Below are 23,931 nucleotides of genomic sequence, written 5' to 3'. Positions count from 1 at the left end.
GACTGCTAGTTATCTCCGTTGCCGATACAGACAAGGTTCTGGCGGTGGTGTTCGGCGAGAAGGAACGACGGGTGGACTTGCATCGAGTCTCGCCAGCGACTCAACGAGACAAGCTCGATGAGCAGCGGGATCGCCGCGTCCGTCCAGCGGCTGGTAGGCGTGTCTTTGTACTTCTGGGGCCGTGCGTCGAGTCGCGCGCGGTAGCGGCGCAGGAGCTCGGGCTTGAAGAGGCCGCACTTGGCGGCGGTGGCCCAATTCTTCTCCAACAGTGCCAGCTTGGTGGTCACGATCGTGCCTTCGGGAGGCACGAACATCATCTGGTTGTTTTGGCGCAGCCAAGCGGTGGGCTCTTCAGCGCCCATGGATGCCAAGCTCAGGCGAGGCAGTTCGCTGTCGGTCGACAGCCCTCTTACGAGCTTGCCGTGGACCCGACGCAGTGCTTTCGGGACACTGTCGCGCGTCCAGAGTGGTTGGAGTGACTTAGTGGAGGTCGATTCGCTTGTTGGTGGAGTTGCGCTCCCAGGCAAGATATGACCGGGGAAGGGGGCCACCAACTCGACGCGTCGCGGAGTACTCTCTCCGGGCTGGAAGATGTGGAGCATCGCGGGCGTCTGGCCTTTGTCGGTGCTGCGAGGGTTCGTCGTGAAGTACACACTGTTGTCGGGGCCGACCCAGAGCAGTTGAGGGAAGTGGGCGGAACGCTGTCGCTCCGAAAACATGAACCGTAAGATTGCCTCGAAGCGCGTTGGCCCGGAGAGCCTCGTGTGGTCCATCCGGTCGTTGATATTCCCCTGGGCGTCCTCGAGACGTTGGCCGCCAAAGAGGCGGAAGGTCGTGGAGTCGACTTCCAAGTCGTACTCGACGTGGCCCTCTTTGACTCGGTAGGTGCGGTGTGTGCCCGTCTGGGAGTCCTGCGGGGTTGATTTGCTCAGTGTGATCCCGGGGCGTGAATGCGCGTAGCTGTACTTGCACGGCCCGCTGCCCGAGCCCTTGGCCGAACAGGCGGCGACGCGGCCGAATCGCGGCGCTGGAAGTCCTTTCAACACTGTCCTGACCGAGTGGTTGATCAGGTCGATCTCCGCATTGCCGATGCTCCCATTGGCGACCAGATGGTCATAAAGCGAAGCCGGGTTGCGGATCGTCGAGTTGAAGATCCCTTCGTAGTGCAGGTCGATGGTGGTAGTGGCCATCTCGAGGAATCTTGCGTCTGCCTTGCGGCCCTCATCGTGGTCGAACCGAGCAAAGACCTCCTCTCCCTCAAGATCTCCGATGGTGTAGCGGCGAGGCTTCGAGAGCGACTCCTCGAGGATCTCTTCGCGCATCTGCAGGGGTTGTGTCTCATCGCCGCAGTACTGAAACGTCTGCATCCACAACCGCACCAGAGAACGCCCGCAGCCGTCGGTAAGTGCATCTTTCTTCAAGCACTTTTGCTCGACGGTATCGATGTGGCGGAATTCTTGAGCGGACCTGATCGCGTAGCGAATGGTCTCGGGGGACCGCTTGGCGCGCAGGAACAACAGGGCATCTCCGGTCGGTTGGCTCGCGCAGGTGACTTCGAGCATGACTTGATGGCGCGGGTGCCACTCGGTCAGTTCGAGGTCGCGCACCCAGTTCTCGAGCACCGCCAGGGCGGAATCCTCGCTGTTCCATCGTCGCTGAGCAGCGCCTTTTCTCCGGGTTCTCGTGCCGACCTTGGCGGCGAAGACGGACCGCGTCAGGTCGCCGGCCGTCTTGTCGACTCCAGAGGGGAACCACTCGAACTTTCCGTTGGGGTAGTAGCCGAGCGGTCGATGAGTCGGGTGGACGATCAACGCTTTCGAGCTGAGTAGGACCAGGGCTCGCGCAAAGGGCTCCTGGAACACCGGATGGGGTCGCCCCTGGGAATCTATTTGGGGACGCGCCCAGCGTCGGTACACCGGGTTGGCTGCACCGGGGAGCTCGAAGTGCAGGCACGTTTGCCCGAAACAGATGCGATTGTTCGGAAAGGGGCTCCAAACGCCGAAGTCGGCCAGAATGCGTGCATGGCTCCCGGCTCCACCGAGGCTTTGGGCGGCCTTGGGCGGCAAGTAATACCGACAGTACTCGCTATCGGATTGACAGAGATGGACTCCGTCGTTGCCCGGGATCTCGCGTAGCACCACAGGCACTCCCTCTTTGGAAAAACCGAGATCCTCGCCCGGTTGCCCCTCAGTGGTTTCATCGGTTTCGTCACCCTCGTCTGCAACCGGCGCCGAGTCTTCGAACGGAGAGGGCGGTTCGTCGTCCGCGTCGACGGGGCGAGGCTGAGGGGACGGTCCTGGTCCCGGACGCTGCCCGTAGTCCGACGAGTCTTGTTCGTTCGACTCGCTCGTCTGGCCCTCAGCGCGCTCGACGAGGGGGTGGCGAGTGACACCTGAGGCCTCGACCGTCGCATTGCCTTCGCCGACCCGGGCCGAGACTTCGCCGTCGCCCGAGGCGCCGCCGACGAGATCGACGACGATGTCGCCGTCGAAGTTCTTGATTGCATCCCAGAGGGAGCCGACGTCGAAGATTTGGTCGATTGCATCGAGTAGCACAGCTGGAGTGAGCGCCGAGAGCGTGGGTACGCGGATGGTGATGTCAACACCGAACGCGGTGAGCTCTAGCACCACGGCGTGCGCCGAGAGCTCCAACCCTCCTCCTTTCAGCCCGTACATCAGCTCGATTTTGCCCGCGCCGAGCCACTCGCGCAAAGAGTCGAGCTTGGCGTGAACACGCAGGTTGGCGTGGCCGACCAGAAGGTTGACATCGTCGATGGCTTTCAACATGCCTTCGCGAATCGCGCCGACCAGTTCCGTTTGGGTCAGCGAAAGGCCGAGCACCCCCAGCGAAGTGGTTTGGCTGAACGTCTGCTCGTAGCCGTCGACAATGAGCTTGGAGTCGGACTGCACCAACTTGCGGATAAAGCCCACCGACTCGCTGACCAACTCCATGCGACCCGTTTCGAAATCGACGTCGCCGCGTACCTCATACAGCGGGATGACCCCCAGCAGGCGCAGCGTGCCACGTAGGGCAAAGGCGACCGCCTCGTAGCCGGCGGTCAGGCGCGCGTCGATCTTGGCGATGTGCTCGGTGCCCGGCGAGAAGATGATGTCGGTCAGGATCGAGAACTTGTCGGTCAATCGGTTGTACGAGAAGCCAGGCCGCGCCAGATAAAACGGCCCGGCGGGGATATAGCCCGGAATACGCGCGCCGATTTCGGCGGGAAACTCCAGTCCGGCCGTGCTCAAAATGAGGCCGTCCAGGTCGACCTTGAATTTCCACACGGGAAACTCGAGATCGAACTCGATTTCGATGTGGCGCAGGTCGGGGGCGGGGGTGATGTCGACTACCTTGATCGGTGGATCTGCTCCGGCCAGAAAACCGAGCCCGAGGTTTGCGAGGTTGCCGACGAGCAGGCGCCGAAGCACGGTCTGGACCAAGTGATCACGGTTGGCAATCTCGATGTGTGGCAGCAATTGGAGCTCGACGGGCACGCGCAACACGCCGTCGAAGTCGACATCACCGGTCACCGAGAGCGTGAACTCGTCTCGTGCGTTGATGCTCAGAGAGACGGGTTCGGCTGCCAGTTCGATGCGTACATCGCCCAGTTCGAGGCTGGTGCCTCCCAGATGATGGTTGAGCGCCGCTTGCAGTTGCCCCGCGAGCAAGCTGAAGGTGAGGTCGCTCAACGAGCCTTGGTGCTCGATCTGTCCGTTTACAAAATCGATGCGCACCTCGCCGGCGTTGAACGCTTGGGCCAACTCCGAGACATCGATGTAGACGTGAAACGCCAGCATACCGCGGTCGATGCGAACGTCGCGCAGTTCGAATGGCAGCTTGGCGGGGAACTGGTCGAGGCGTGCGCGGACGAGCTTGTCGAGGAATTCCTCGAGGTTGCGTGCTTCGAGGCGCAGGGTCTTCCAGCGCACTCGACCGTCTGTCCAACTCACCGCGCCTCGAACCTGCGTGCCGTCGAGCGCGGTGCGCGTGTTCGCCACCTTTGCGGTGAACCGACAAGTTGGGGTGCCCGCTTCTTTGGCGGAGTCGGACGAAGACGCGCTGATGATGGCGAGGCTGTCGCCGAACAAGGTGGTATCTTCGAGTGCTGCGCAACTCTGGTGGGCGATGGAGCGCACCAGCAGCGCTTCGGGGTCGAAGAGGCGGCGGATGGCGGCGAGGAGTGCTTCCACATCGGGCAGCGTGCTCCAGGTGACCTTGCCCTCGGGCGTCACGCAGAATCCCCATCCGATGTCGGCCTCGCGCAGCTTGCCCTGGGCGCACACCCTGGGCGGCGTGAGGCGACCGGACGCCTCGAATGCAAGCGCGTCGGTGATCAGGGCCGCGCGATGCTCGGCGGTCGCTACGCCCACCAGTCGGTTGATCTCGGCAAGGGTCTCGGCCGGTAGTGCCGCGACAAGGGCGGCGACGTGGTCTTCGAGTTCGTCGCGTAAAGCGGTGCGGAGGGCATCGGCGTCGATACTTCCCTCGATGATATCCGCCTGGATTTCTCCGTCGTTGTTGCGGATCCGCAACGTTCCTGAAACTTCGACCGTGTGTGATGAGTCGGGCAGCTTCCAGCGAATGGTGACTACAGCTTTCAGCCCCTGTTGGGTCAACTGCACCGCCGAACAGTCGCCGATCTGGACGCCGATCTGCTTCGAGAGGACTTGACGCCCGAGATCGGAGCAAAAGTCAGTCTGCAAAACCTTACGAACGCGGCGTTGGATGGCGCTTCGAACCTGCTCGAGTGGCTGCAACTCACCGTGCTCGAAGAGTACCAAGGTCAACTCCTCGGCTTCTCCGCTCAGGCGCGGGATGCGCACCTTGGCATGGGCCTTCCAGGTTAGTTGCGAGCCGTGAATTTGCTCGGTGATGTCCACTCCGGCGATGGACACTCCCAACTGGGGCGGCAGCCCCAGAGCCGCCGCCAACCGGCGAAGCTGAGCCGGGTTGCGCTCGAATCGGGGCCGAAAGCCGAGCTTTGGCAAGCGATCTAGTTTGAGCGTACAACTCTTGGATGTGCCCTCGGCGCACGAAAAGGCGACCTCGTGAACGACCAGTCCGAGGGGGTGGGTCGCCTCCAGGCGGGGGCTACCCGACCCGGCTGTTCCGTTCGCTTGGACTCCCTCGTAGGTCACTTGGCTCGTGTTCTGTGTGACGAGACTCACCCGCGCGCTCACGCGAGTTTGCTTTCCTTGCCAGTCACCAGTCTCGATCGGGAGCATCTCCAACCGCAGCCGAGGGCTGCCGCTGGCGGGGATGTCGTAGTACTTGGTCGACGTGAGGGCTTCATAGAACCCGTTGATGGCCGCGAGGCGAGCTCCCACCGTGTTTCGGTAGAGTGTCTCCACTCGGCGAACCAAGCGCCCGCCGTTCTCGACGAGTTCTGCTTGTGCTTCGAGGTACTTGGCGCGCAGTCTACGCCGTTCGGCGAGGGCGCGCAGCAGGTCTTCGGCCTCGTCGGCGGTCTCGCGGGACAGAGGTCGACCGGCGCGTTCGAGCTGGCGTCGCAAGCACCCTTGGTCGATTTCGAACACCTGTCCGACCACTGCCGGACTGCGGGCGAGCAGTTCGAGCTTGGCAAGCGTGATCGACGCGTCCATCCAAGCGGTGATCATCTCGTCGACGAGGGCTTCGAGGTCCGCGCGATGCTCGAAGTCAGCGGGTAAATACGGCCCGATAGTGGAGATGACGAAGGCTTGCTCGACGGCCAGTTGATTCACTTCAACATGTGGACGGCCGTTCTCGTCGGTTGGAGCCACGTCGACGTCGAGCCCATCCTTGTCGATCACCTCGAAAAATACGGACGCGTTCCCCTGCCGTAGAGCGTGGACTGCTTTCGTCCTCGTTTGCGTTTGGAGAGTGACGACACGCTTCAGATCGCGGCGAAATTCCGCCAAAGCGGTCGATTTGAAGGGAGTTTCGAGCTGTCCGGGGTTACTGTCCTGTTGGTACAAGCGCGAGGCCCGGTCCAAGCTCGTTGCTAGGTGCTTGAGGTCATAAAGCTGCACCGGGCTTAACGAATTGATGGTCGACTCCGACACTGCTTCCGCTTGCTCGGCAAGCTCACAATCGGCAGCGGCATTACGGGGCAGTGAAACCGCCGCCGCGGAGAGGACTAAGGCGATGATGCATTGAAACAGCTTTCGAATTTCCACGAGCATCGCGTCTTTCAGGTACACGCCACATCTTAATCTAAGGGGACGCTATCAAAAGCAGCGAACCAACCTCGGGTGAGCGACAAATGCGGCGGAGTAACGCTCCAATTATGCGCTCACATATCCGGCTTCAGCGGAGAATACACAGCTTGTAGTGCAACGGGGCAGGTGGGGAGAATAGCGCCATGAACCCGTTGCTCGCGGTGTGTCTTCTGCTCCCTCTAGCTAGAAAGTTATAGGCCGCACCTTACTGCGTGATTGTTGCGTGCGCAACAACAAAAGTTGGCAATTATTGGGTTGTGCTTCTTGGGTGCGTGAGAAGAACAGGGAGGTTTAAGAGGCGCTTGTCGCCAGTTGGCCACTGAAGTCCGCATGTTACGGAATCAAGTGCTCACGCTCGAAAGAGTTACATGTGCTACAAATGTCTGCGTCAGAATTGCAGGAACAGGCGGGGCTCAACCGTGGAACTCGAGTTGGATGGCGCTTCGTGAATACACGCCTCGCCTCATTCGGATTTAGAGACGGTGGCGGTGCAACTCGGCCCGCGGTATAACGACCCAACCTCGTATCCTCTCCAAAGTGGCCGTCATGGGCAGTGAACTGCGAATCGACTGGCGCGAGCCCGACGCTGTGCGGCAGGTACGCAAAGCGAGCCTTACGGCCCAGATGGGGCGTTCGTCGGCGCGGTTGGTCGTGGGCGTGATCGTGCTTTGCGCAGTCGCGTGGGCTGTTCATCGACTGTGGTACGCGCATGTCGATGTTCCGTGGCTGCAAATCATCCTGCCCCTTCGGGTCGAGGTGTGCTCGCTCAACGCTTTGTCGGTGATGGTCGCCTGGATGGCGGCGACGACGGTCATCTTTCTGTTGGTAGTGAGTTCGGTGTAGCAGCTCACGGCCGCGCCCCCCTCGGCCGCACCTTGCCGACCACCCACTCCTCAGCTCCGTTTGCAATCGCCTGCAGCACCCCCGTACAGATCTCGTCGTGGGTCAGCCAACGCGACACGCCCTGCTCGTGCACGTACCCCAACACCACGCGTCGATAATCGACGCGCTCGTTGGCATACTCACGTCGCCGGTCGACCTCACTCGTCGGATCGGTGCTCGCCGAGCCGCGCACGTCGAAAACCCGACACGCCTCGACCTGCTCGCCGAGCAAATCGACAACCGCGTCGAAGGTGGGCTCGGCGGTCGAGTGTATCCACAGCAATACAAGGTCGAACGGGCCGTGCTCCCGGCGCGCAGCGCGCAGCTCGTTGATAAGCGTGTCGGTGTGGTGGTAGTCGACCGCGAGTGTGCGAGCCTCGCCGCTCTGGGCGATGCGCTCGAGGCCGTCGCGGCCGCGGGCGACCAGGGTCGCCCGGTGGGCGAGTTCGACGAGGTGTTTGCTGGCGGCGGCGAGCATGCCGGTGCCGCCGATGATGAGGAGGTGGTTGGGAGGTGTCATGGGGCGGGGCGCTGGGGAGAGTTTTCGGAGCATACGTTTTATGTTTTCCGCAGCGCGAACTCAGTCCGCACGGCCCTCTAACACGAACGTCTTCGTGAATGTGACCTCGCCGCCCCGGGGCTTGGGGTAGGTGGCGTGATAGAACACGTCCACCATACACGTTTCGGTGGGTTGGTGGTCGAGCCACGATTTATGTACGACCTCGGTAGCGTGACCGGTGACGTCGACGGTGATCGTGAAGGCGATCTTGCCGCCGATGCTCTGGTCGTAGCGCAGTCCGCTCTTCTCGTAGCAGCTCTGGATGCGGTTTATGAAGCTGCGGATGGCCTTTGTCAGCGCGTCGTCGCTGATTTTCCCGGCACCGCCATCCGAACTTGTGTCGCGAACGTAGGTGTAGAGTTCGACGGGGGCAGACTTGCCGTCCCGATAGTCGACCACCTGCGTGCGCTGGCCGTCGGAGCGCCAGTGGGTGAATTTGCCGACGCGCTCGCCGTGGGCGTAGCGGCCCTCGAAGCGCTTCTGGCCGTTCTGGTACCACTCGGTCCAGGCGCCGTGGCGCAAGCCGTCTTCGTAGTGGCCGTCGGTGAGCAGTTGGCCTTCGGCCGACCAGTATCGATACGGGCCGTGAAGGGTGTGGCCGTCGTCGATGGCGAAGTCGTAGACGGCCATCTTGCCGCCTTCGCGGTAGTCGACGGTGGCGGTTTCGACGGTGGTGCAGGCGCAGGCCAGCGTGGCTGCGGCGGCGGCAATGAGGATGATTCCTGACTTCATGGGTTGCGGTGTTAGTAGAGGCGTTTCTGTGCGGACATTGAAGAGTATAAGCTTTGGCACCCAGCGCAGAAAGCACTGACTCGGAGCAATACTCGAAGTACTCCAATCAGGATGCACGCCATGCCCATCACATTGACCGATCAAGACCACCTTCGCCGTTGCATCGAAGTCGCTTCCGAGGCCGTAGAGCGTGGCGACGACCCGTTCGGCTCGCTGCTCGTCGTCGGTGACGTCACCGCGCATCCGGAGCTCGCCCTGGCGAGTTCGGCGTCGCGGCACTTGAGCGCCGAGGAGCGGGCGCAGGCGACGATGTGTACCAGCGGGGTGCACTGCGCGATGAGCGCGCCGAAGCATGTCGCCAGTGCGGTAATATTCCCCTTTTTGTGTGGTGTGTGAAGAGGCAAGTAAGGTTTGCACAGGGCCTCTCCTCGGTCCTCTCCAGCCCTTCGCTTCGCTACGGGCGGAGAGGAGGATGTCGGGCTGGCCCTAGGGGGTGTTGTTCGGGAAGCCTGCGTAGATGTTGTCGACGGGGGTGACCTGCATATTCGTGGGGTCGGTGGCGTCGATGATGGCGGCGTCCCAGAATGAGCCGGTGCGGGGCATCTCTTTGTTGGCGTCTTCGTAGGCGAGGGTGCCCTGAAGGTAGATGCGCACGGTGGCGAAGGATTGGTCGAGGGTGTTGTCCGAGTAGTAGTAGGCGCCCACGCGGTAGCGCAGTTGCTCGAGGTTCGAGTGGCTGACGTGCTCGGGGCCGGCGCCGTCGGTGTCGTCGATGTCGAGGCTGGGGTCGTCGGTGTCGAGGTTTTGGTCGGCCCAGTTGGGGTCGGGGTTGCGCCAGAAGAGGTCCCAGGGCGGGTCGTCCCAGCGGCCGTTGGGGTGCAGGTAGTGCACGTCGAGGTCGGTGCCGAAGTTGTCGGTCTGGTCGGAGTCGGCGGGGGTGTCCCAGGTCAGCGAGATCTGGACGTCGTCGGAGGGCGTGGCGGTGATGGTCACGCTCGCCGAGGAGGTGCAGGCCGACGGGGCGTCGTGGTTGGTCACCGTCAGGTCGATGTCGTAGGTGCCCGCCAGGTCGAGGAAGAGGCGCGGTTGGGCGACCGTGTTGCTGGGCAGCAGACGCTGCGTCGAGCCCTGCGGGCGAGCGGTGATCGTCCACTCGTGGGCGGTGACGTGGCCGCTCGCCGTGGCGTCGAATTCAATGGTCTGCAGGGGGAGCGCCGAGACGTCGCCCGTCTGCCAGGTGGTCTGGCCCTGCAGGCGCGTGAGGATCTGGGCGGTGGGGCAGGCGGTGGGGTCGGTGTCGGGCCTGTCTGCATCGATGGGGTCGGCGTCGCTGGGGTCGGCGTCGCCGGGGTCGGCGGCATCGGGGTCGGTCGCGGGGGCGTCCTGGGCGACGTCGGCGGTGGGGACGTCGCCGCCGGTGTCGAGGGCGATGGCGTCGCGCTCATCCGAGCCGCCCGTGTCGCCGGGCGTGCTCGCGTCGGAGGTCGTGTCGGCGCCCGCGTCGGCGACGGTGTTGTTGTCGTTGTTGCCGCCGCCTCCGCTCGGGTAGACGCAGCGGCCGGCCGCGCCGCAGATGCGCTCGCCTTTGCACTCTTGGTCGGTGACGCAGCCAAGGTCGGTGTTGGAGCTCGTGCAGCCTGTCATGGCCATCAGCGCGATGCCGAGCGCGATCGAACCGGCAAATGCGTGCGATTTCATGTTTCGTCCCCTGCGTGGAGCGTGTGCGACAACAAAGTTGATAAGATGCGGTTTTATAGCGGGATGGTGGAGCCGGTTCAAGGAGGGGAGGCGTGCTGGGGTCCCCCGTCCCCCCTTCGCGTTGCTCGGTCTAAACGACGGGGTCGATCTGCTCGAGGAAGTCGAGGATGGAGTCGCCCAGGTGCTTGGGGTCGTCGAGGGCGTAGTCGGACGAGACGACGTAGACCGCGCCCGGTTCGCCCGTGCCGAAGGCGCCGGTGCTGTCGACGACCAAATGCTCGCCGATTTCGTAGGTGCCTTCGGGAACACCGCCCGACTCGATCATGTCGGCGAGCATGCCGAAGTCGCCGTTGGTCTCGTCGAAGCCCCAGGCGCCGTAGAGCATCTGGTGGAGTGAGCCGGTGAGTTCTTCGCCGTTGAAGTATTTATCCTCTTCAAAACAGGTCACCAGCGCGACGATGTCGTCGGGGACGTCGCCCGAGGCGAGCAGGGGCATTTCGTCGTCGTAGATCTCGATGTCTTCGAGGTCGCCGAAGATGCGGCGCATTTCGTCTTTGATGGCTTCGGTGGTCATGGGCCGCTCGGGGCGATGGGATGTCGGGTTGGAGGGATGTTTTAGTCGGGGTGGGGCGGTGGGGCAAGTGAGCCTGCTTCGAGCAGCGACGAGGGCACGGCGCTTGGTCGCACCCTGCTCACAACATCTCGTCGACCTTTCTCTGTCGATACTCTTCGATGAGGTGCTCGAGTTCCTGGCTGGTGTACTGGACCTGCAGGTGCGACTCAAAGTTGTCGCCTGTGAGGGAAAGGGTGATGTCGGTCTCGGACTGCGCCCAAGTGGAGAGGTACGTCAAGTCTCCCATACTGACGGCCATGCCCCAGTGGTCCGGATGGTCGCGGTAGGTGTTGCTCTTCCAGATGACCTGGTCTTGCTCGGGCTCGCCGTACTTGCGCGTCAGCGCTTCTTTGAGGTCTTCGTAGTCGGCAATGTACTCGTTGTCGTTAGTATGATCTTCGATGATGCCGTAGACGCCGCGCACGAGTTGATTGTCGATGAAGACGTAGTAGACGCCAGCCTTCAGTCCCAGAAGCTGGTCGACGTAGCCAACAATGAGCTCCTCTTCAGCGATGGGGTCTTCGTCTTCCAGTTGTTTGACCTGCTGTCGGCTCATGCCCCAGCGGGCGTCACGGAAGTGGGTGTCTTCGGAGGTGGGCGGGGCCGGCTCTTCAGCGGTGGGCGGGGCCGGCTCTTCAGCGGTCGGCGGCTCGCCGAGCACCTGGCCGCGCTTCGACGCGGGGACCTCGGCGGCCTCCTTTTCGAAAATCGAGTCTTGGGCGTGGCCGACGGCTGAGATCACCGCTACGCCGATGAGGACGATGAGCATGGTCGTGCGGAGCATGGTATGTCTCCTGATTGAGGAACGTGTTTGCGGACGCGAGCTCATCTCAGCGTAAGAGGCGCTGCTTTTGGGACTGGAACTCGTCGTCGGTCAGCAGGCCGGCGGTGTGCAGGTCGTGTAGCTTGGTGAGTTCTTCGGAGATGGAGGCGCTCGGGGAGGCGTGGCTTTCGGGGAGGGTGAAAGTGACGTTCTGGGCGATTTGTTGCGGTGGGGGCTCTTGGAGGTTGCGGTCACCGTATTTGGCCTGGAAGGCGAAGTCGTCCATCGTCAGGTACAGGATGCCCTCGACGATGGCGATGAGCCAGGGGATGCCGGTCCACATAAAGAGGATGTAGAGCACACCCATGCCGGGCTGATTCAGGTAGAATTTGTGGGCGCCCAGCCATCCCAAGAAGAAAGCGAGCACGGCGGCGGTGATCTTCGATTTCATGGCGAACTCCTGCGTGAAGACGGAGACGATGGGTGGTGCGATTGTTCGGCTTGTTGGTGGTCGGCGTGTTGGTGGTCGGCGTGTTCGGGGGCGTCGCCGAAGTGCAGGACGCGCTCGTCGACGGGGAGGGCGCGACGGGTGAATACGTCTTCGTCGGCGGGGCGGGCCACGTCGTAGGTCCAGTGGCCGGTGTCCGCGTCGAGGTCTTCGTCGAGGCGGCCGTGCTCGACGCCGACTTTCAGGGCGCGCACAACCCGGGCTTCGGTCCAGTCGAGCTCGTCCATAAGATCTTCGACGGTGGCGCGCTCGTCGCGCAGGGCCAGGTGCTCGGCGGTGCGGTCGACGTCGGGGGCTGCGGCGAGGGGCGCGCGCGGTTGGCCCCAGCCGGTGGCGCGGGCGGCGAAGAGGCCGGCCAAAAAGATCAGGCCCGGCGTCGGCATCGCAAGATAGATGATGCCGGTGGTGGCCGCGGCCACGAAGAGGGCGACCGTGGCGGCCATCATGACCAGCGCGCCGACCAGGTACAGCGAGGTGGGCAACTCGGGGAGGCGAGCGATGAGTTGGCCGACGCTTTCTTGGCGGACCGGTTCTCGGTCGGCCCGTTCGAGGTCAGTCCTTTCTCGAGGGCTCGGCTCGCCGGCGTCGGCTTGTGGCCGACGGAATTGGATGCCGTCGCGGGAATCCATGTGGATGTCGCCTACGGTGAGCTTCATGCGTCCGTTGGGGGCTCGGGTTGTAGGGGGACTTCGGGTGGCGCCGGCGAGGTGGGCGTGGCGGCGCCAGAGTGGAATTAAGGACGCGGAGGGGGCAGGGTCAAGTGATTGGTGGGTTGGACAATCACGGTCACGGAGACGGCTACGGTCACGGAGACGGCTACGGTCACGGAGACGGCTACGGCTACGGTCACGGCTCCGGCACCCGGCTCCGGCGCCCGCGACCGTGATCGTGACCGGCTCCGGCACCCGGCACCCGTGACCGTCTCACCATCCCGCACATCTTGGTCGATGCGCCGCATTGACGGTAGGGGCGCGGTCGTCTCGACCGCCGGGGTCCGACCCGGTTGTACGCCTCTGCCAGAAGCCCCCCTTTGCTTCCTTTGCGTACTTCGCGACCTTTGCGGTTCCCCCCCAGTCACGGCGCGAAGCTAAACGGATAGGTGACGTCGACGAATTTACCCGCGGGGACCGGGGGGAATTCGGTGTTCATGATCTCGCGGCACAGGCAGTGCTCGACGTTCGGGTTGTCGAGGGTGGTGTTGGCGACCTCGCAGCTGACCGGGGCGCCCGACGAGCCGATGACGAAGCGGACCTGGATTTGGCCGGCGGTGAGTTGTTGGTCTTGTTGGTCGCGCGGGTCTTGTGAGTCTTGTGGGTCGTGTGGGGCGTCGCCCTCGTTGGCGGCTTTTGCTTTGGCGTCGGCGACCTCGGTTTGGGCTTCGGCGAGTGCGGCGATGCGGTCGAGCTCGCGTTGGTAGCACATGGCGAAGGCGCGGTTGCGGTTGCTTATGGGTTGTTGCAGCCGGCTGTCGTAGGTGGCGTAGTTGGAGCGCGCGTCTTCGTCGTTCGCGGTGTCGGACCCGCCGCTCTTGCAGGCGTCGAGTTCGGCGAGCTTCGGTTCGGGGGAGCGCTCGTAGCTGAAGGTGCGGTAGCGGCAGGTTTGGGTGTTGCCGAAGTCGACCTGGGAGGCGCCTTTGACCTCGGATTCCTTGTGAAAGCGCACCTCGATGAGCTCGCCCTCGTGCTTCCAGCCGGCGAAGAGCGCGGTGTCGACGTCGGTGGCGTGCGGAGTGTCGAGCGGGGTGACGGTCAGGTTGCCCTCGTCGGATTGAGGGGCGGCGGCGAGGCGGAAGAATTCGAGGCTGTGGCCCCAGTCGTCGAGGGTGGCGGCGCGGCAGACGAGGTCGTTGGGAGCGTCGTTGGCCGCGGGTTCGCCGAGCAGGCAGTGGTCGAGGTCGACGTTTTGAGCGCGTGCGACGACGGTCCACTTGCCGGCGCGTTCGGCCAGCAGCACGGCGCTGGGGCCGACGCCCACGAGCACTTCGTCGGCGCCCGGGGCGCTGAACGAGCCGCGGTAGCCGCGCAGGCGGCGGTCGGCCTGGGCGCGGCAGGCGTTGGGCGTGTCGGTGGCCGCGCAGCTCGCCTCGACGAGTGCACGCGACTCGGGCGTCTTGAGCAGGACGGCGTCCGATTCGGCGTGGTACTCGGGGCGCTCGGGGGCATGGCGCTTGGGGGTGAACTCGATCTCGTCGGTCTCCTCGGCTTTGGGCTCGGGGGCCGAGGTGCAGCCCGTCAGCGACGGGAGGAGGGCGAGCGAAGCGACACAGAGCAAACAGATACGGCTACGATACATCGTGATTCTCACTGCAGTTTGTGGCGCCACAGCACCACGCCGGCGGTGGCGTCGACGGCGTGGATGACGCCGTCGGCGCGGCGGTAGAGGACGACGTCGCCCAGGCGTGCCTTGGCCTTGCCCAAGTTGGAGACGGTGGCGAGCTGGGCGGGGGCGTGTGCGTTGAATGACGGGCGCCGTTCGTGGTGGCGCGGGGCTTCCGGGGTGCGAATCGGTGCGGGGGGCATGCCGGCGCGGGCGCCGTGGGTTGCGGCGTGGGCGGCGGCCGGGACGCGGTCGGGGTCGACGATCTGGAGGGTGCGCTCGGCCGGGTCGAGGCAGAGCGCGCCGCGGCTTCGGTCCATGTCGGCGATGGCCGCGGTGGAGCGGGCGCCGGCGGGCGGGTAAATGCCCGACTCCCAGGTAATGTAGACCTTGGCGCCGGCGCGGCGGGCCTCGCAGCGCAAGAAGGTGTCCCGCTCGGCCGGACCGTTGGTGAGATCGTCGAAGTCGCCGACGAGCAGGTCGTCGAAGCGGGCCTTGAACTTTTGCAGCGGCTCGCCGGTCTGGCGGTCGAGGAGCACCAGGTGCAGGTTTTTGAAGGGCAGGCGCGCCGGTCGGTCTTGGGCGAGGAGCACGTCGCCCAGGATCATCAGCGGGCGGGCGGCCTCGTAGGTCTCCCAGCGCGGCTGGCCTGTGCGCAGGTCGAGGGCGGTCAGCGGGTACTCGGAGGTCAGGTAGAGCACGCCCTCGTCGGTGTCGGCGACGATATAGTCGCGGCTCGTGGCGTCGAGCGCGGGGATGCAGCGCTCGAGGTCGAGATCGCGGTCGACGTCGACGCGCCAGGTGCCGCTGAACTTGTCGGCGTGGCTGGGGAGTGGCTCGTCGGGCGCCGGGGCGACCGGCGCGCGGTCGAGGCGGGCGGCGAGTTCGTCGACCGCGGCGCGCCATGCGTCGTGCGAGTCGGTCTGCTGCCAAAGCTCGGAGAGCTCGGAGTCGTCGCGCACCTGTCGGACCGCCCGGCGGGCGAGTTCGGTGATTGCGTCCAGGCGACTATCTTCGACGGGGCGGCGGTACCAGACCCAGTCGGTCACACTCTCGCTCAACCCGTCGCGCGGCGCTCCGCCGAGGGCGGCGACGATCTCGGCGGCGGCGAGGGCCTGACAGCAGGCGTGGGCGTCGGCTTCGTCGACGTCGGCTTCGTCGGCGTCAGGCAACACCTTGGCGAGGGCCTTCTCGATATGCCCGCAGCCGTCCTCTCGCGGGTAGAGCGCGCTCAGGAAGTCGAGCGCGGCGTCGTTGTCGAAATTTCCCGTGCCCCAGGCACCCATCAGCCGACCTGTTTTGCAAGATCTTACGGTTGTGGTTCTCGCGGCTAAGTCCAGCATTAAACGGGAGAAATGTCGAGTGCGATTCGGGCTGGGTGTCGCAAAGGCTTGGGGGCCTCTTCTCGGGCGAATGAACGGCGTCGGCGTGCGCTGGCAGAGGAGCTTTAGCGTCGATCGCATTCTTCCTCGAAGAGGCCCCCTTCGCCTTTGATGAAACGAGGCTTGTCGCGTACGATTCGCGCACACCCAACTCTCTAGAGAGGAGCGTTCGATGACCGTCGAAGAATTGCAGCAGTGGCTCGAAGAGCATATCGACAAGATCTTCACGTTCATGGACTACGAGCCGACGATCGACTCCGAGGAGGAGTTTGCGACGACGATGGGCTACTGGTTCGGCGACGAGGGGTGGACCGAGGCGGGCTACGAGTTCGCGCATCTGGGGATCGACGGGATGGGGAGCCAGTTTGCGGCGTGGATACGGCCGGGGGCGGAGGGGCCGCCGCCGGTGGTCTACTTTGGTTCGGAGGGCGGCTCGGGCGTGCTCGTGCGTTCGCCGCGTGACTGGGCGATGGTGTTGGCGTATGCACCCGGGGTCGACGAGTACCCGACCTTCACCTCGCCGGCGCGCCTCGACCCGGAGCTCAATTGGATGCTCGAGGACGACGACCCCGACGCGGCGGCCGAGGCCGAGCGGGCGCTCGAGCATTATCGGGCGGCGTGCGTCGAGCGGTTCGGGGACGTGCCGAGCTTCGAGGAGTTGACGTCGGGGCTCGACGAGCTCAACGAGGAGTTTCGCGGGTGGATCGACGACGTGGTCGGCGAATGAGTTTGGGAGCGATGGCATGACCTCCGGTCGCATTTCATGTGGGGTGTTCGAGCTGCGCGAGCCGCTGGGCCGCGGCGGCATGGCCGAGGTGTGGCGAGCGGTGCATCGTGGGCAGGGTGTGCCGGTGGCGGTCAAGATCATGACCGGGGAGCGGGCGACCGAGCTGCGCTATCAGGAGGCGTTTCGCGCCGAGGCGCGCGCGATTTCGAGTCTGGTCCATCCGAATATCGTCGAGGTCTACGATTACGGATTGCTCGACGAGGCAGACCCAACTCAGGGCGACCGGATGGAGGCGGCCGCACTTCGTCCCGGCAGCCCGTATCTGGCGATGGCGCTGGCCGACGGGACGCTTCGTGAGTTGGAGATGCAGAGCTGGTCGCAGGTTCGCCACGTGCTTCTGGTGGTGCTCGGCGCGCTCGCCCATGCTCACGCTCGTGACATAATCCATCGCGACTTGAAGCCCGAGAATATCCTGTACGTGCGCGGCGCGTCGGGGCAGGTCGACTTCAAGTTGGCCGATTTCGGCATCTCGCATGCGGTCGGGGCGGGGCGCGAGGAGAGAGACGAGCGCTCGAGCCTCAACAGCATGTCGGCGGGGACGCCGGCGTATATGGCGCCCGAGCAGATCTTGGGGCGCTGGCGAGATTTCGGCCCGTGGACCGACCTCTACTCGTTGGGGTGCATGGCCTACGAGCTCGTGTGTGGGCGATCGCCGTATACCGCCGACAACGTCGTGGCGTTGATGAACTGCCATGTCAGTGAGGATGTGCCGCCGCTCGAGCCGCGCTTTGCGGTCCCCGAGGCGTTCGAGGCGTGGATTCGGACGTTGATGGACAAAGAGCCGTCTCGCCGATTCGAGCGCGCGGCGGACGCGGCCTGGGCGCTCGTTCAATTTGCCTTCGACGACACCGACGTTGCGTGGGCGGTGAGCGGCGAAGAGGCCGCCTGGGGCGACACCCATCTCGGCGAGACCTATCTCGGCCAGACAATGGCGTTCGAAGACTTGCCGACCCTCGGGGCCGCCGAGCCGACCGAGCCGATGGAGATTCCCGCCACGGTCACCATGGCGCTCGACGTGCAGGCGACCGCGGTGTTCGAGGGGCGTCGCGAGGGTGACGCGCCTTCGGGCAGCGCGGGGGAGTGGAATTACCCCGAGTTTCCGCAGAGCTGGGAGGCGCGGCTCGAGCGGCGTCGCGACGTCGAGTTGTCGGACGTCGGTCTGGGCCTCGTGGGGCTGCGAGAGGTGCCGCTCGTCGACCGGGTGTCGCACCGCGACGTCCTGTGGGAGGAGCTGGGGCGAGTGCACAGCGACGGCGAGGCCCGTGCGGTGGTGCTCGGCGGAGAGCTCGGCCGCGGCAAGAGCGCGCTGGCGCAGTGGTTGACGCGGCGCGCCCACGAGGTCGGCGCGGCGAATGTGCTGCGGGTGCACCACGGCCAGTCGTCGGACCCGCTTCGGGCGGTGTCGGCGCTGCTCGCCTCGTATTTCGTGACGCACGGGTTGGGGCGGGCGAAGACCTACGGGCGTATCCTCGAGAAGCTCGGCGAGCTGCAAGTGGGCGAGGCGGCCGACTCGGCGCGGCGAAGCGACGAGGCGCGTGCGCTGTGTGAGCTGATCCACCCGACGCCGCGCGGGGCGACCGACGTCGACGGGCCGCCGTTTCACTTTGCCTCGCCGCGCGAGCGTCATGCGACCGTGGTGCGGCTGCTTCGCCAGATAGGCCAGCGTCGGCCGGTGGTGGTGTGGCTCGATGACGTCCACTGGGCGCGCGAGGCGCTCGGATTCGTCGAGTACGCGCTCGACGCGGACGTGCCGGTGCTCTTCGTGTTGACCGCCCGCCCGGATGAGGCGGCTGGAGACGCCCTGGCGAGCAGTCAGCTCGCCGCGCTCGTCGGCCGCGACGACGTCACCGAAGTCGCGGTGGACAGACTTGCCGACGAGGCGTGTCGGGAGCTCGTCTCGCAGGTGTTGCCGCTCGAGCCCGAGCTGTGCGAGCGCGTGGTCGACCAGGCGGCGGGCTTGCCGCTCTTTGCGGTGCATCTGTTGGGCGACTGGGTCCAAAAGGAGTGCCTCGTGGCCACTGCGCAGGGTTTTTGTTTAGAGGAGCGCGAGGTGCAGATACCGGCGTCGCTCACCGAGTTGTGGGTCAGTCGGATCGACGAGGTGCTTCGGGCGGCGTCGGATGGCCGCGCGCACGACAACCGCGTGGCGCTCGAACTCGCCGCGGCGCTCGGGCCGCGGGTTTCGCCCGCTGAATGGGACGTGGTGTGTCGCAAGGCGGGCGTGACGCCCACGCCGACGCTGGTCGACGCGTTAGTCCGCTCGGGGCTCGCGCGCGCCGAGGAGTTCGGCTGGGCGTTCACCCACGACATGCTGCGCCAGAGCTTGGAGGCGCAGGCCGCCGAGGCGGGGCGGCTGAGCGAGCATCACCAGCGCTGTGTCGAGGCGGTCGAGGCGTTGTACGACGATCGGGTGACCCATTACCGCCGCGCGCGTCACTTATTGGCCGCCGGCAAGCTCCGTGAGGCGCTCTCGCCGTTGAGCGAGGCGAGCCTGCAGGCCGCCAGGGCGGGGCTGATGGACGAGGCCGAGCACCTCGCCAACCTCCACGCCAAGACGAGTGACCAACTCGGGCTGACCGAGTTTGCCTCGCCGCGAATCCAGAGCGAGCTGGTCCGCTGCCAGTTCCGGCTGTCATTCGATCAGGCCTCCGAAGTGCAGGCGCGCCTCGACAAGTTGGTCGAAGTGGCCCTCGAGCATGGCTCGTTGCATCAGAAGGTCTCCTCGTTGACCGTGTTGGGCTTGGCCAGGCGCAACGCGGGCAAGTTTGACGAGTCGGCAGATGCGCTCGAGCGGGCGATCGAGCTGGCCGCCGGGCTCGACAGCGATATCGAACTCGCCACGGCGCATATCAACTTGGGCACGACATATGTGTATCGGGGGCGCCACGAGAAGGGCATGCATCACTACCGGCGAGCGCTCGAGGTGTATCGGCGCTCGGGCAACGGATTTGGACTGGCGGACGCGTTGGGGCGGCTGGGGTATGTGCTGCAAGCTCGGGGAGAGCTCGACGAGGCCGAGGCGCTGGCGCGAGAGTCGCTCGACGAGGCGCGTCGCGCCGGTACGCGCTGGATCGAGGCGAACGCGCTGCAGCACCTGGCGGGCATCGCGAGTCGGCGCGGCGATTGGGAGAAGGCCCGCGCGCAATATCGCGAGGCGATCGAGCTGTGGGCGTGGGCCTACGATCGCGAAGTGACCGTCGCCCACCTGAACCTGGCGATCTGCGAACTCCAAGCGGGCTGCTTCGACGAGGCCGAGCGCCTCTTTTCTGAGTTGGAGGTGACGTATCCCAACTTCGGGTATGTCGCCCAGATGTCGGGCGTGCATCTAGGGCTCGCCTGCTGCGCGGCCAAGCGCGCCGACGCCGAGGCGTTCGACGTTGCGTTGGACTCGGCGCGCGACAATATCGCCCAGACCGGCGCGCGCCTTCGCGATCTGGGCGAATTGGCCGAGCGGGCCGGCGAACTGGCCACCGAGGTCGGCTGGGCGGAGCGCGCCGAGGCGGCCTCGCGCATCGCCGAAGAGCAATGGCAGGCGTTGGGCGGCGACGGCTGAGCTTGTTCCTTTTCAGCTGGCCTTCCTCGGCCAGTCAATCCTCGGCCGGTCATTCCTCGGCCGGCGGCGGCTCATCCACGTTCTTGCGATTGGGGCACACGATCGCCTGCAGCTCGGGCGCCAACACGGTATGCGACTGGGCCAGGTGGCGCTTGAGAAAGGTGCGCGTGACGATGGCCGTGTCGAGCAGCCGTCTGGCCGGATCTCCACTCTCGAACTCGTCGAGCAGCTCGAGGGTATGGCGCAGGTGCAACACGTCGATGTGCAGGATGTGCAGGTCGACGGTGCGCGTGTCCTTGAGCACGCCCTTGTCGGTAAAGCGAAGTAGCCGGGCGTTGACTTGACCCAGGTGACAGACCGGGGCGAGTTCGGCCTCTTCGAGGGGGCCGAGCAGGCGCAGAAACGGCGAATCCCCAGGCACCGGCGCCACGATCCCTTCGACGCGGCGCGGGGCGTGGACGACGAGCTTGACGATCGCCTGCAGCATGGCGGCGGCGTTGAGCGTCTGGTCGCCCAGGTGGCCGACGAGGCGCTCGAGGCTGAGCAGAAAGCCGCCGCGGCGGTCGACGAGGCCGGCGGTGCGCCGGATGCGCCGAGCGATGGCCGTCGAGGCGAAGTCGACGAGCGGCTCGTCGGCCGCTTCGCGCACGAGCAGGCCGGAGTTGAAGAGTCCGTTTTTGCGCTCCGTGGGCGCCAGCGGCGACAGGCGCAGGCTGGCCACCGGCAGGCGGCGAAGCGGGTGGTACAGCGCCAGGGTGCGCGGAAACGACTCGGGTTCCGGGCGCACCTGGCTGTCCCAGCGAAGCCGCGTGGCGGCCTTGGGAATGCCGTCGAGGTCGGGGCTGTCGTCGAGCAGCATCGCGCGCTCCCAACCCCTCTTGGTGCACTTTTTGTGTAAGTCTCTGGTCATCAGCCGGCCCCGGTTGACCGCGAGGTGCTCCCCTCGCACCTCGGTCAAGCTACGGTTGTCGAAGACCGGACCGCACGGATTGATCGTTTGCAGCGCCAGCGAGCGGCTGCAGTAGTTGGCTCCAGGCATAGATGGACCCCCGTCTTGTGGATAGCCGCGTTCCCCCGATTTGGAAGCGGCCTGTGTGGCGCGTCTGTCTGGTAGTGCGTATGGAACAGAACTTATGCGGCGTGAGGCGATCGCAAAGGATCTTTTTGTAGAAAGAGCTTGGTTGGGTCGACTGGGCGCCGCTAGAGTGAGCGCGTTCGTTCCCGTCGTATGGTCATGGGGGAGAAAATGCTTGTTGGGTTGCGAAAATCGAGGCTTGCTTTGGCGCTGGGGTTCGTCTGTCTGCTCGCCGCGGGGTGCAGCCAGGAGGGGCGCGGCGGAGGCGGTCAGACGAGCCTGCGGGAGCAGGTGTTGGGGGAAGGGGGCGGGATATTCGTCTTCGACCGGTGGAGAGAAGGACGTCATATCGCCTTCGAGATGGATGACGGCGAGCGAGAGGGCGAGCCCCTCCACCGGCTCTATGTCCACGACACGCTCGTGCGTCGGACGAGAGATCTGGGCACCAGTGGCGGTTCGAAGGGGATTCGGGGCCTCGAGCAGTCGGAGGATGGCGACACGCTCTTCTACATCCAAGACAACACGTACTGGGAGTGGTCGCTGCGCAGCGATCAGAAGCGGGTGATCGCCGAGGATGTGCGTGGGGCGTTCCATGTCGAGGAGTACGGGCTGGTCGTCGGCATCAGGTCGTCCGAAGAAGGTTTGGCGTACGTGGCGATCGACTTGATGAGTGGTCGCGAGACGCCGATTGCGACTGTCTCCGGTTTGACCACGTTCGACTATCCTCGGCGCTACCAGTTCTTTCCTTCCGGTGGAACGCGATCACGCCCGCGTGACCTCGTCCTGTGGGACTACGAGACGCGTCGGGCCGAGACGTTTGCTTCGATTCCGGACGGGAGCGAGGCGTTCTTTCCTTTCCACCACCTCGGTTTTTTGGGGACCGCCGCGGGGACCACGCACGTGTATTATTCGGTGGCCGAAGAGGGGGAATGGGGTGAGGTGGCCAACGTGGAGCTGCGGGTTCGCCCAGTTTTCGGCGGGCCCGAGTCCGAGGTGGTGCTGGGCCGAAATGTCGAGCCGATCTGGCGGCGAGAAAACGCTCGGGTGAGGGGCAGGATCCCGCGGCTACTCTGGTTCGAAGAGGTATCGCAAGGAGGCGAGCCGGCGCGCATCGAGTTGCGCAGTTGGGACCCCGTCGAGCAGCGGGTGCGCACGTTGAGTCAGGACGTCCCCTCGATGAACAGCGTTTCTTCGGACGAAAGCGGCATTCTGAGTCGGTCACTCGACGAGCGCCTGCTCTTGTACCAGTCGATGGCCGCTCGTGAGGGGCAGCGCGGGGTCTGGTGGACGGTCTACGACGTCGAGACGCACCACGAGCAGTTGCTCGCGCCGGCCCACCTCAGCATGCGGAACGAGCCCCACTTCGTCGACGGCCTGCCCGCGGTGATTTATCGATTCGAGACCGAGTCCGGCGAGGCCGAGCAACGGTTTTGGTACGCCGACACCGGCGCGTCGGTAAAGCTTGCGAGCGGTGAGATGCGGGCCGGAGTCGCAGGCGTCAACGAGGCGGGCAGCGAGGTGTATCTGTCTCGGGAGGTTGGCGACACGGGCCAAGAGGCGCTGCATCGGTTGCGTCTTCCTCAGCTCTCCTTCGAGCAGCTCGGCGAGGCGTATGCCGAGGTCACCATATGCCGGGACGGACTCTCGGCCGACGAGCAGCGCGTGATGTATACGGCGCGCAAGGCCGACGAGGAGTCGCCTCGCCTGATGCTCCACGACATTCGGCGCGGCTCGGCGGTTGCGCTCACGGAGGCGCGCTCGGGTGGATGTCGGTCGAGCCAGACGAACGCTTCGTTCGCCAGGGGCTATCTCAAATCGCTCGATGGTGAGGGAATCGTTTGGAACGGCACCGAAATCCTCCGCCCATTCGGTGAAAGCTCGACGGAGAATGTCATTCCGTCTCCCGACTGGGAGTATTTGCTGGCGGTGTTGCCCGACGAGGGGCGTTTGGTGCGCTTTAGCTTTGCGACGGGCGAGGTGGAGACGCTCTTCGAGGGGGCGAGCCTTGGCGGCGCGCCGAGATCGGAGTTGCCCTACGCGTTCTCGAACAAGCACGACGGCAGCGAGTGCTTCGAAGAGTGCATCGGTGAGTATTGCTCCGAGCGGTGCACGAGCGAGGCGTATGCGGTCGTGGGTCCGTGGACCGCGCAGCCGCGGGTCGAGTTGTTGGACGAGCATGCCACGAGCATCGAGTACGCCGGGGAGGGGAGGGTGTTGTTGAAGAGTGCGTCGACGGCCGACGGCGCGTTTAGCGAGACGGTAGAGACGTTGCGGTTGTATGAATAGGCGAGCTGGCCGAATCAGAGAAATTCGCGTCAAACACCCCACCACGGGCCGATCTTGAAAGAAAGTACGCAACGATTTTCGATTTTTGCCGAAAACCGTAATGAGGGGTGGATGTATCGTGGCCACGAGTTTCCCCACAAATTTGAAACGGGCGGGTGAGTCGAAGTTCGTTTTGGCTCACTGCCCGGGTGGCTGAGCCGGTGGGCTCGGAAGGTTCTGTTCGACAACTCGCTCCCGTCGCCGAAGGCGGTTGATTCGTGCATCTTCGGCGCCGTCTGTCCTCGACGATGCGCTGCATCGCCTGCGTCAGACGGCATCCAAATCTGCACCGAATCCCCTCGCCTCGGCTCGGTCCGGAGTTGTCGAACAGAACCTGGACTGCGGCGGAACGGTTTCCCGATCCGCAAAACAGAGTCTTCGTAGCGAGCGTATCTTCGAGGAGATGTCGGACCGTACCTCATCGACGCGCTCGGCGGAGGCCGAGCCGGTAGCTTCGTCCTTGCGGCGGAGCGCAGTTATCGGATTTGCCCGGTGCGGGTTTGTTGATGCGTCGAAGTTCGGGTGTGGCGTGAAGATG

Annotated in this window: 16 protein-coding genes; 5 read left to right on the top strand and 11 right to left on the bottom strand. The window is 64.9% G+C overall.

All coding sequences use genetic code 11. The features are described 5' to 3' along the window. Positions 1 to 5: 5 nt before the first annotated feature. Positions 6 to 5,792 (bottom strand): ICP22 family protein, encoded by a 5,787-nt coding sequence (locus FIV42_RS10440; RefSeq protein WP_141197623.1) that lies wholly within the window; start codon positions 5,790 to 5,792, stop codon positions 6 to 8. Positions 5,793 to 6,746: 954 nt separating this feature from the next. Between FIV42_RS10440 and FIV42_RS10435 the strand changes: the two genes are divergently transcribed. Continuing rightward, positions 6,747 to 7,043 carry a hypothetical protein gene (locus tag FIV42_RS10435; RefSeq protein WP_141197622.1) on the top strand — a complete coding sequence of 99 codons (297 nt, stop codon included), beginning with the start codon at positions 6,747 to 6,749 and terminating at the stop codon, positions 7,041 to 7,043. 4 nt (positions 7,044 to 7,047) lie between these two features. On the opposite strand, the gene FIV42_RS10430 is transcribed toward FIV42_RS10435, so the two are convergent. Next, complete coding sequence (locus FIV42_RS10430; RefSeq protein ID WP_168210542.1) at positions 7,048 to 7,602, bottom strand: Rossmann-fold NAD(P)-binding domain-containing protein; 555 nt, start codon at positions 7,600 to 7,602, stop codon at positions 7,048 to 7,050. Between the two features lie 60 nt (positions 7,603 to 7,662). Beyond that, the gene (locus FIV42_RS10425; RefSeq protein ID WP_168210541.1) at positions 7,663 to 8,373 is read right to left on the bottom strand and encodes an AgmX/PglI C-terminal domain-containing protein; all 711 of its coding nucleotides are present in this window, start codon (positions 8,371 to 8,373) and stop codon (positions 7,663 to 7,665) included. A 120-nt stretch (positions 8,374 to 8,493) separates the two neighbouring features. Between FIV42_RS10425 and FIV42_RS30100 the strand changes: the two genes are divergently transcribed. Continuing rightward, positions 8,494 to 8,769, top strand: coding sequence for a tRNA-specific adenosine deaminase (locus tag FIV42_RS30100; RefSeq protein ID WP_168210540.1), 276 nt, complete (start codon positions 8,494 to 8,496; stop codon positions 8,767 to 8,769). Positions 8,770 to 8,859: 90 nt separating this feature from the next. On the opposite strand, the gene FIV42_RS10420 is transcribed toward FIV42_RS30100, so the two are convergent. The 7 genes from FIV42_RS10420 to FIV42_RS10390 form a co-directional block, all read right to left on the bottom strand. Continuing rightward, on the bottom strand, positions 8,860 to 10,071 hold the full coding sequence (locus tag FIV42_RS10420) for a hypothetical protein (RefSeq protein ID WP_141197619.1): 1,212 nt from the start codon (positions 10,069 to 10,071) through the stop codon (positions 8,860 to 8,862). Positions 10,072 to 10,201: 130 nt separating this feature from the next. Beyond that, positions 10,202 to 10,645 (bottom strand): hypothetical protein, encoded by a 444-nt coding sequence (locus FIV42_RS10415; protein WP_141197618.1) that lies wholly within the window; start codon positions 10,643 to 10,645, stop codon positions 10,202 to 10,204. A 118-nt stretch (positions 10,646 to 10,763) separates the two neighbouring features. After that, on the bottom strand, positions 10,764 to 11,468 hold the full coding sequence (locus FIV42_RS10410; protein ID WP_141197617.1) for a hypothetical protein: 705 nt from the start codon (positions 11,466 to 11,468) through the stop codon (positions 10,764 to 10,766). A 46-nt stretch (positions 11,469 to 11,514) separates the two neighbouring features. Continuing rightward, positions 11,515 to 11,898 (bottom strand): NINE protein, encoded by a 384-nt coding sequence (locus FIV42_RS10405; protein WP_141197616.1) that lies wholly within the window; start codon positions 11,896 to 11,898, stop codon positions 11,515 to 11,517. Beyond that, positions 11,895 to 12,611 carry a hypothetical protein gene (locus tag FIV42_RS10400; protein WP_141197615.1) on the bottom strand — a complete coding sequence of 239 codons (717 nt, stop codon included), beginning with the start codon at positions 12,609 to 12,611 and terminating at the stop codon, positions 11,895 to 11,897. The genes FIV42_RS10405 and FIV42_RS10400 overlap by 4 nt, the downstream gene beginning before the upstream one ends. Before the next feature lie 418 nt (positions 12,612 to 13,029). Continuing rightward, the gene (locus FIV42_RS10395; protein WP_141197614.1) at positions 13,030 to 14,247 is read right to left on the bottom strand and encodes an AgmX/PglI C-terminal domain-containing protein; all 1,218 of its coding nucleotides are present in this window, start codon (positions 14,245 to 14,247) and stop codon (positions 13,030 to 13,032) included. An 8-nt stretch (positions 14,248 to 14,255) separates the two neighbouring features. Continuing rightward, positions 14,256 to 15,557: a DUF4259 domain-containing protein gene (locus FIV42_RS10390; RefSeq protein WP_168210539.1), complete on the bottom strand. Its 1,302-nt coding sequence runs from the start codon at positions 15,555 to 15,557 to the stop codon at positions 14,256 to 14,258. Positions 15,558 to 15,825: 268 nt separating this feature from the next. On the opposite strand from FIV42_RS10390, the gene FIV42_RS10385 reads away from it, so the two are divergent. Both FIV42_RS10385 and FIV42_RS10380 read left to right on the top strand, forming a co-directional pair. Next, positions 15,826 to 16,380 (top strand): hypothetical protein, encoded by a 555-nt coding sequence (locus FIV42_RS10385; protein WP_141197612.1) that lies wholly within the window; start codon positions 15,826 to 15,828, stop codon positions 16,378 to 16,380. Positions 16,381 to 16,396: 16 nt separating this feature from the next. Further along, positions 16,397 to 19,993, top strand: coding sequence for a serine/threonine-protein kinase (locus FIV42_RS10380; RefSeq protein ID WP_141197611.1), 3,597 nt, complete (start codon positions 16,397 to 16,399; stop codon positions 19,991 to 19,993). 49 nt (positions 19,994 to 20,042) lie between these two features. Here the strand turns inward: FIV42_RS10380 and FIV42_RS10375 are convergent, their stop codons facing one another. Then, positions 20,043 to 21,032 carry a hypothetical protein gene (locus FIV42_RS10375; RefSeq protein WP_141197610.1) on the bottom strand — a complete coding sequence of 330 codons (990 nt, stop codon included), beginning with the start codon at positions 21,030 to 21,032 and terminating at the stop codon, positions 20,043 to 20,045. Positions 21,033 to 21,272: 240 nt separating this feature from the next. Here FIV42_RS10375 and FIV42_RS10370 point away from each other — a divergent pair, with 240 nt between their 5' ends. Next, complete coding sequence (locus FIV42_RS10370) at positions 21,273 to 23,354, top strand: hypothetical protein (RefSeq protein ID WP_141197609.1); 2,082 nt, start codon at positions 21,273 to 21,275, stop codon at positions 23,352 to 23,354. The last annotated feature ends 577 nt before the right edge of the window (positions 23,355 to 23,931 follow it).

Origin of the sequence: Persicimonas caeni, from assembly GCF_006517175.1 — a bacterium.
Lineage (GTDB): Bacteria > Myxococcota_A > Bradymonadia > Bradymonadales > Bradymonadaceae > Persicimonas > Persicimonas caeni.
Note: the sequence above shows the minus strand (reverse complement) of the source record. Positions and strands in the feature narration are given on the sequence as shown.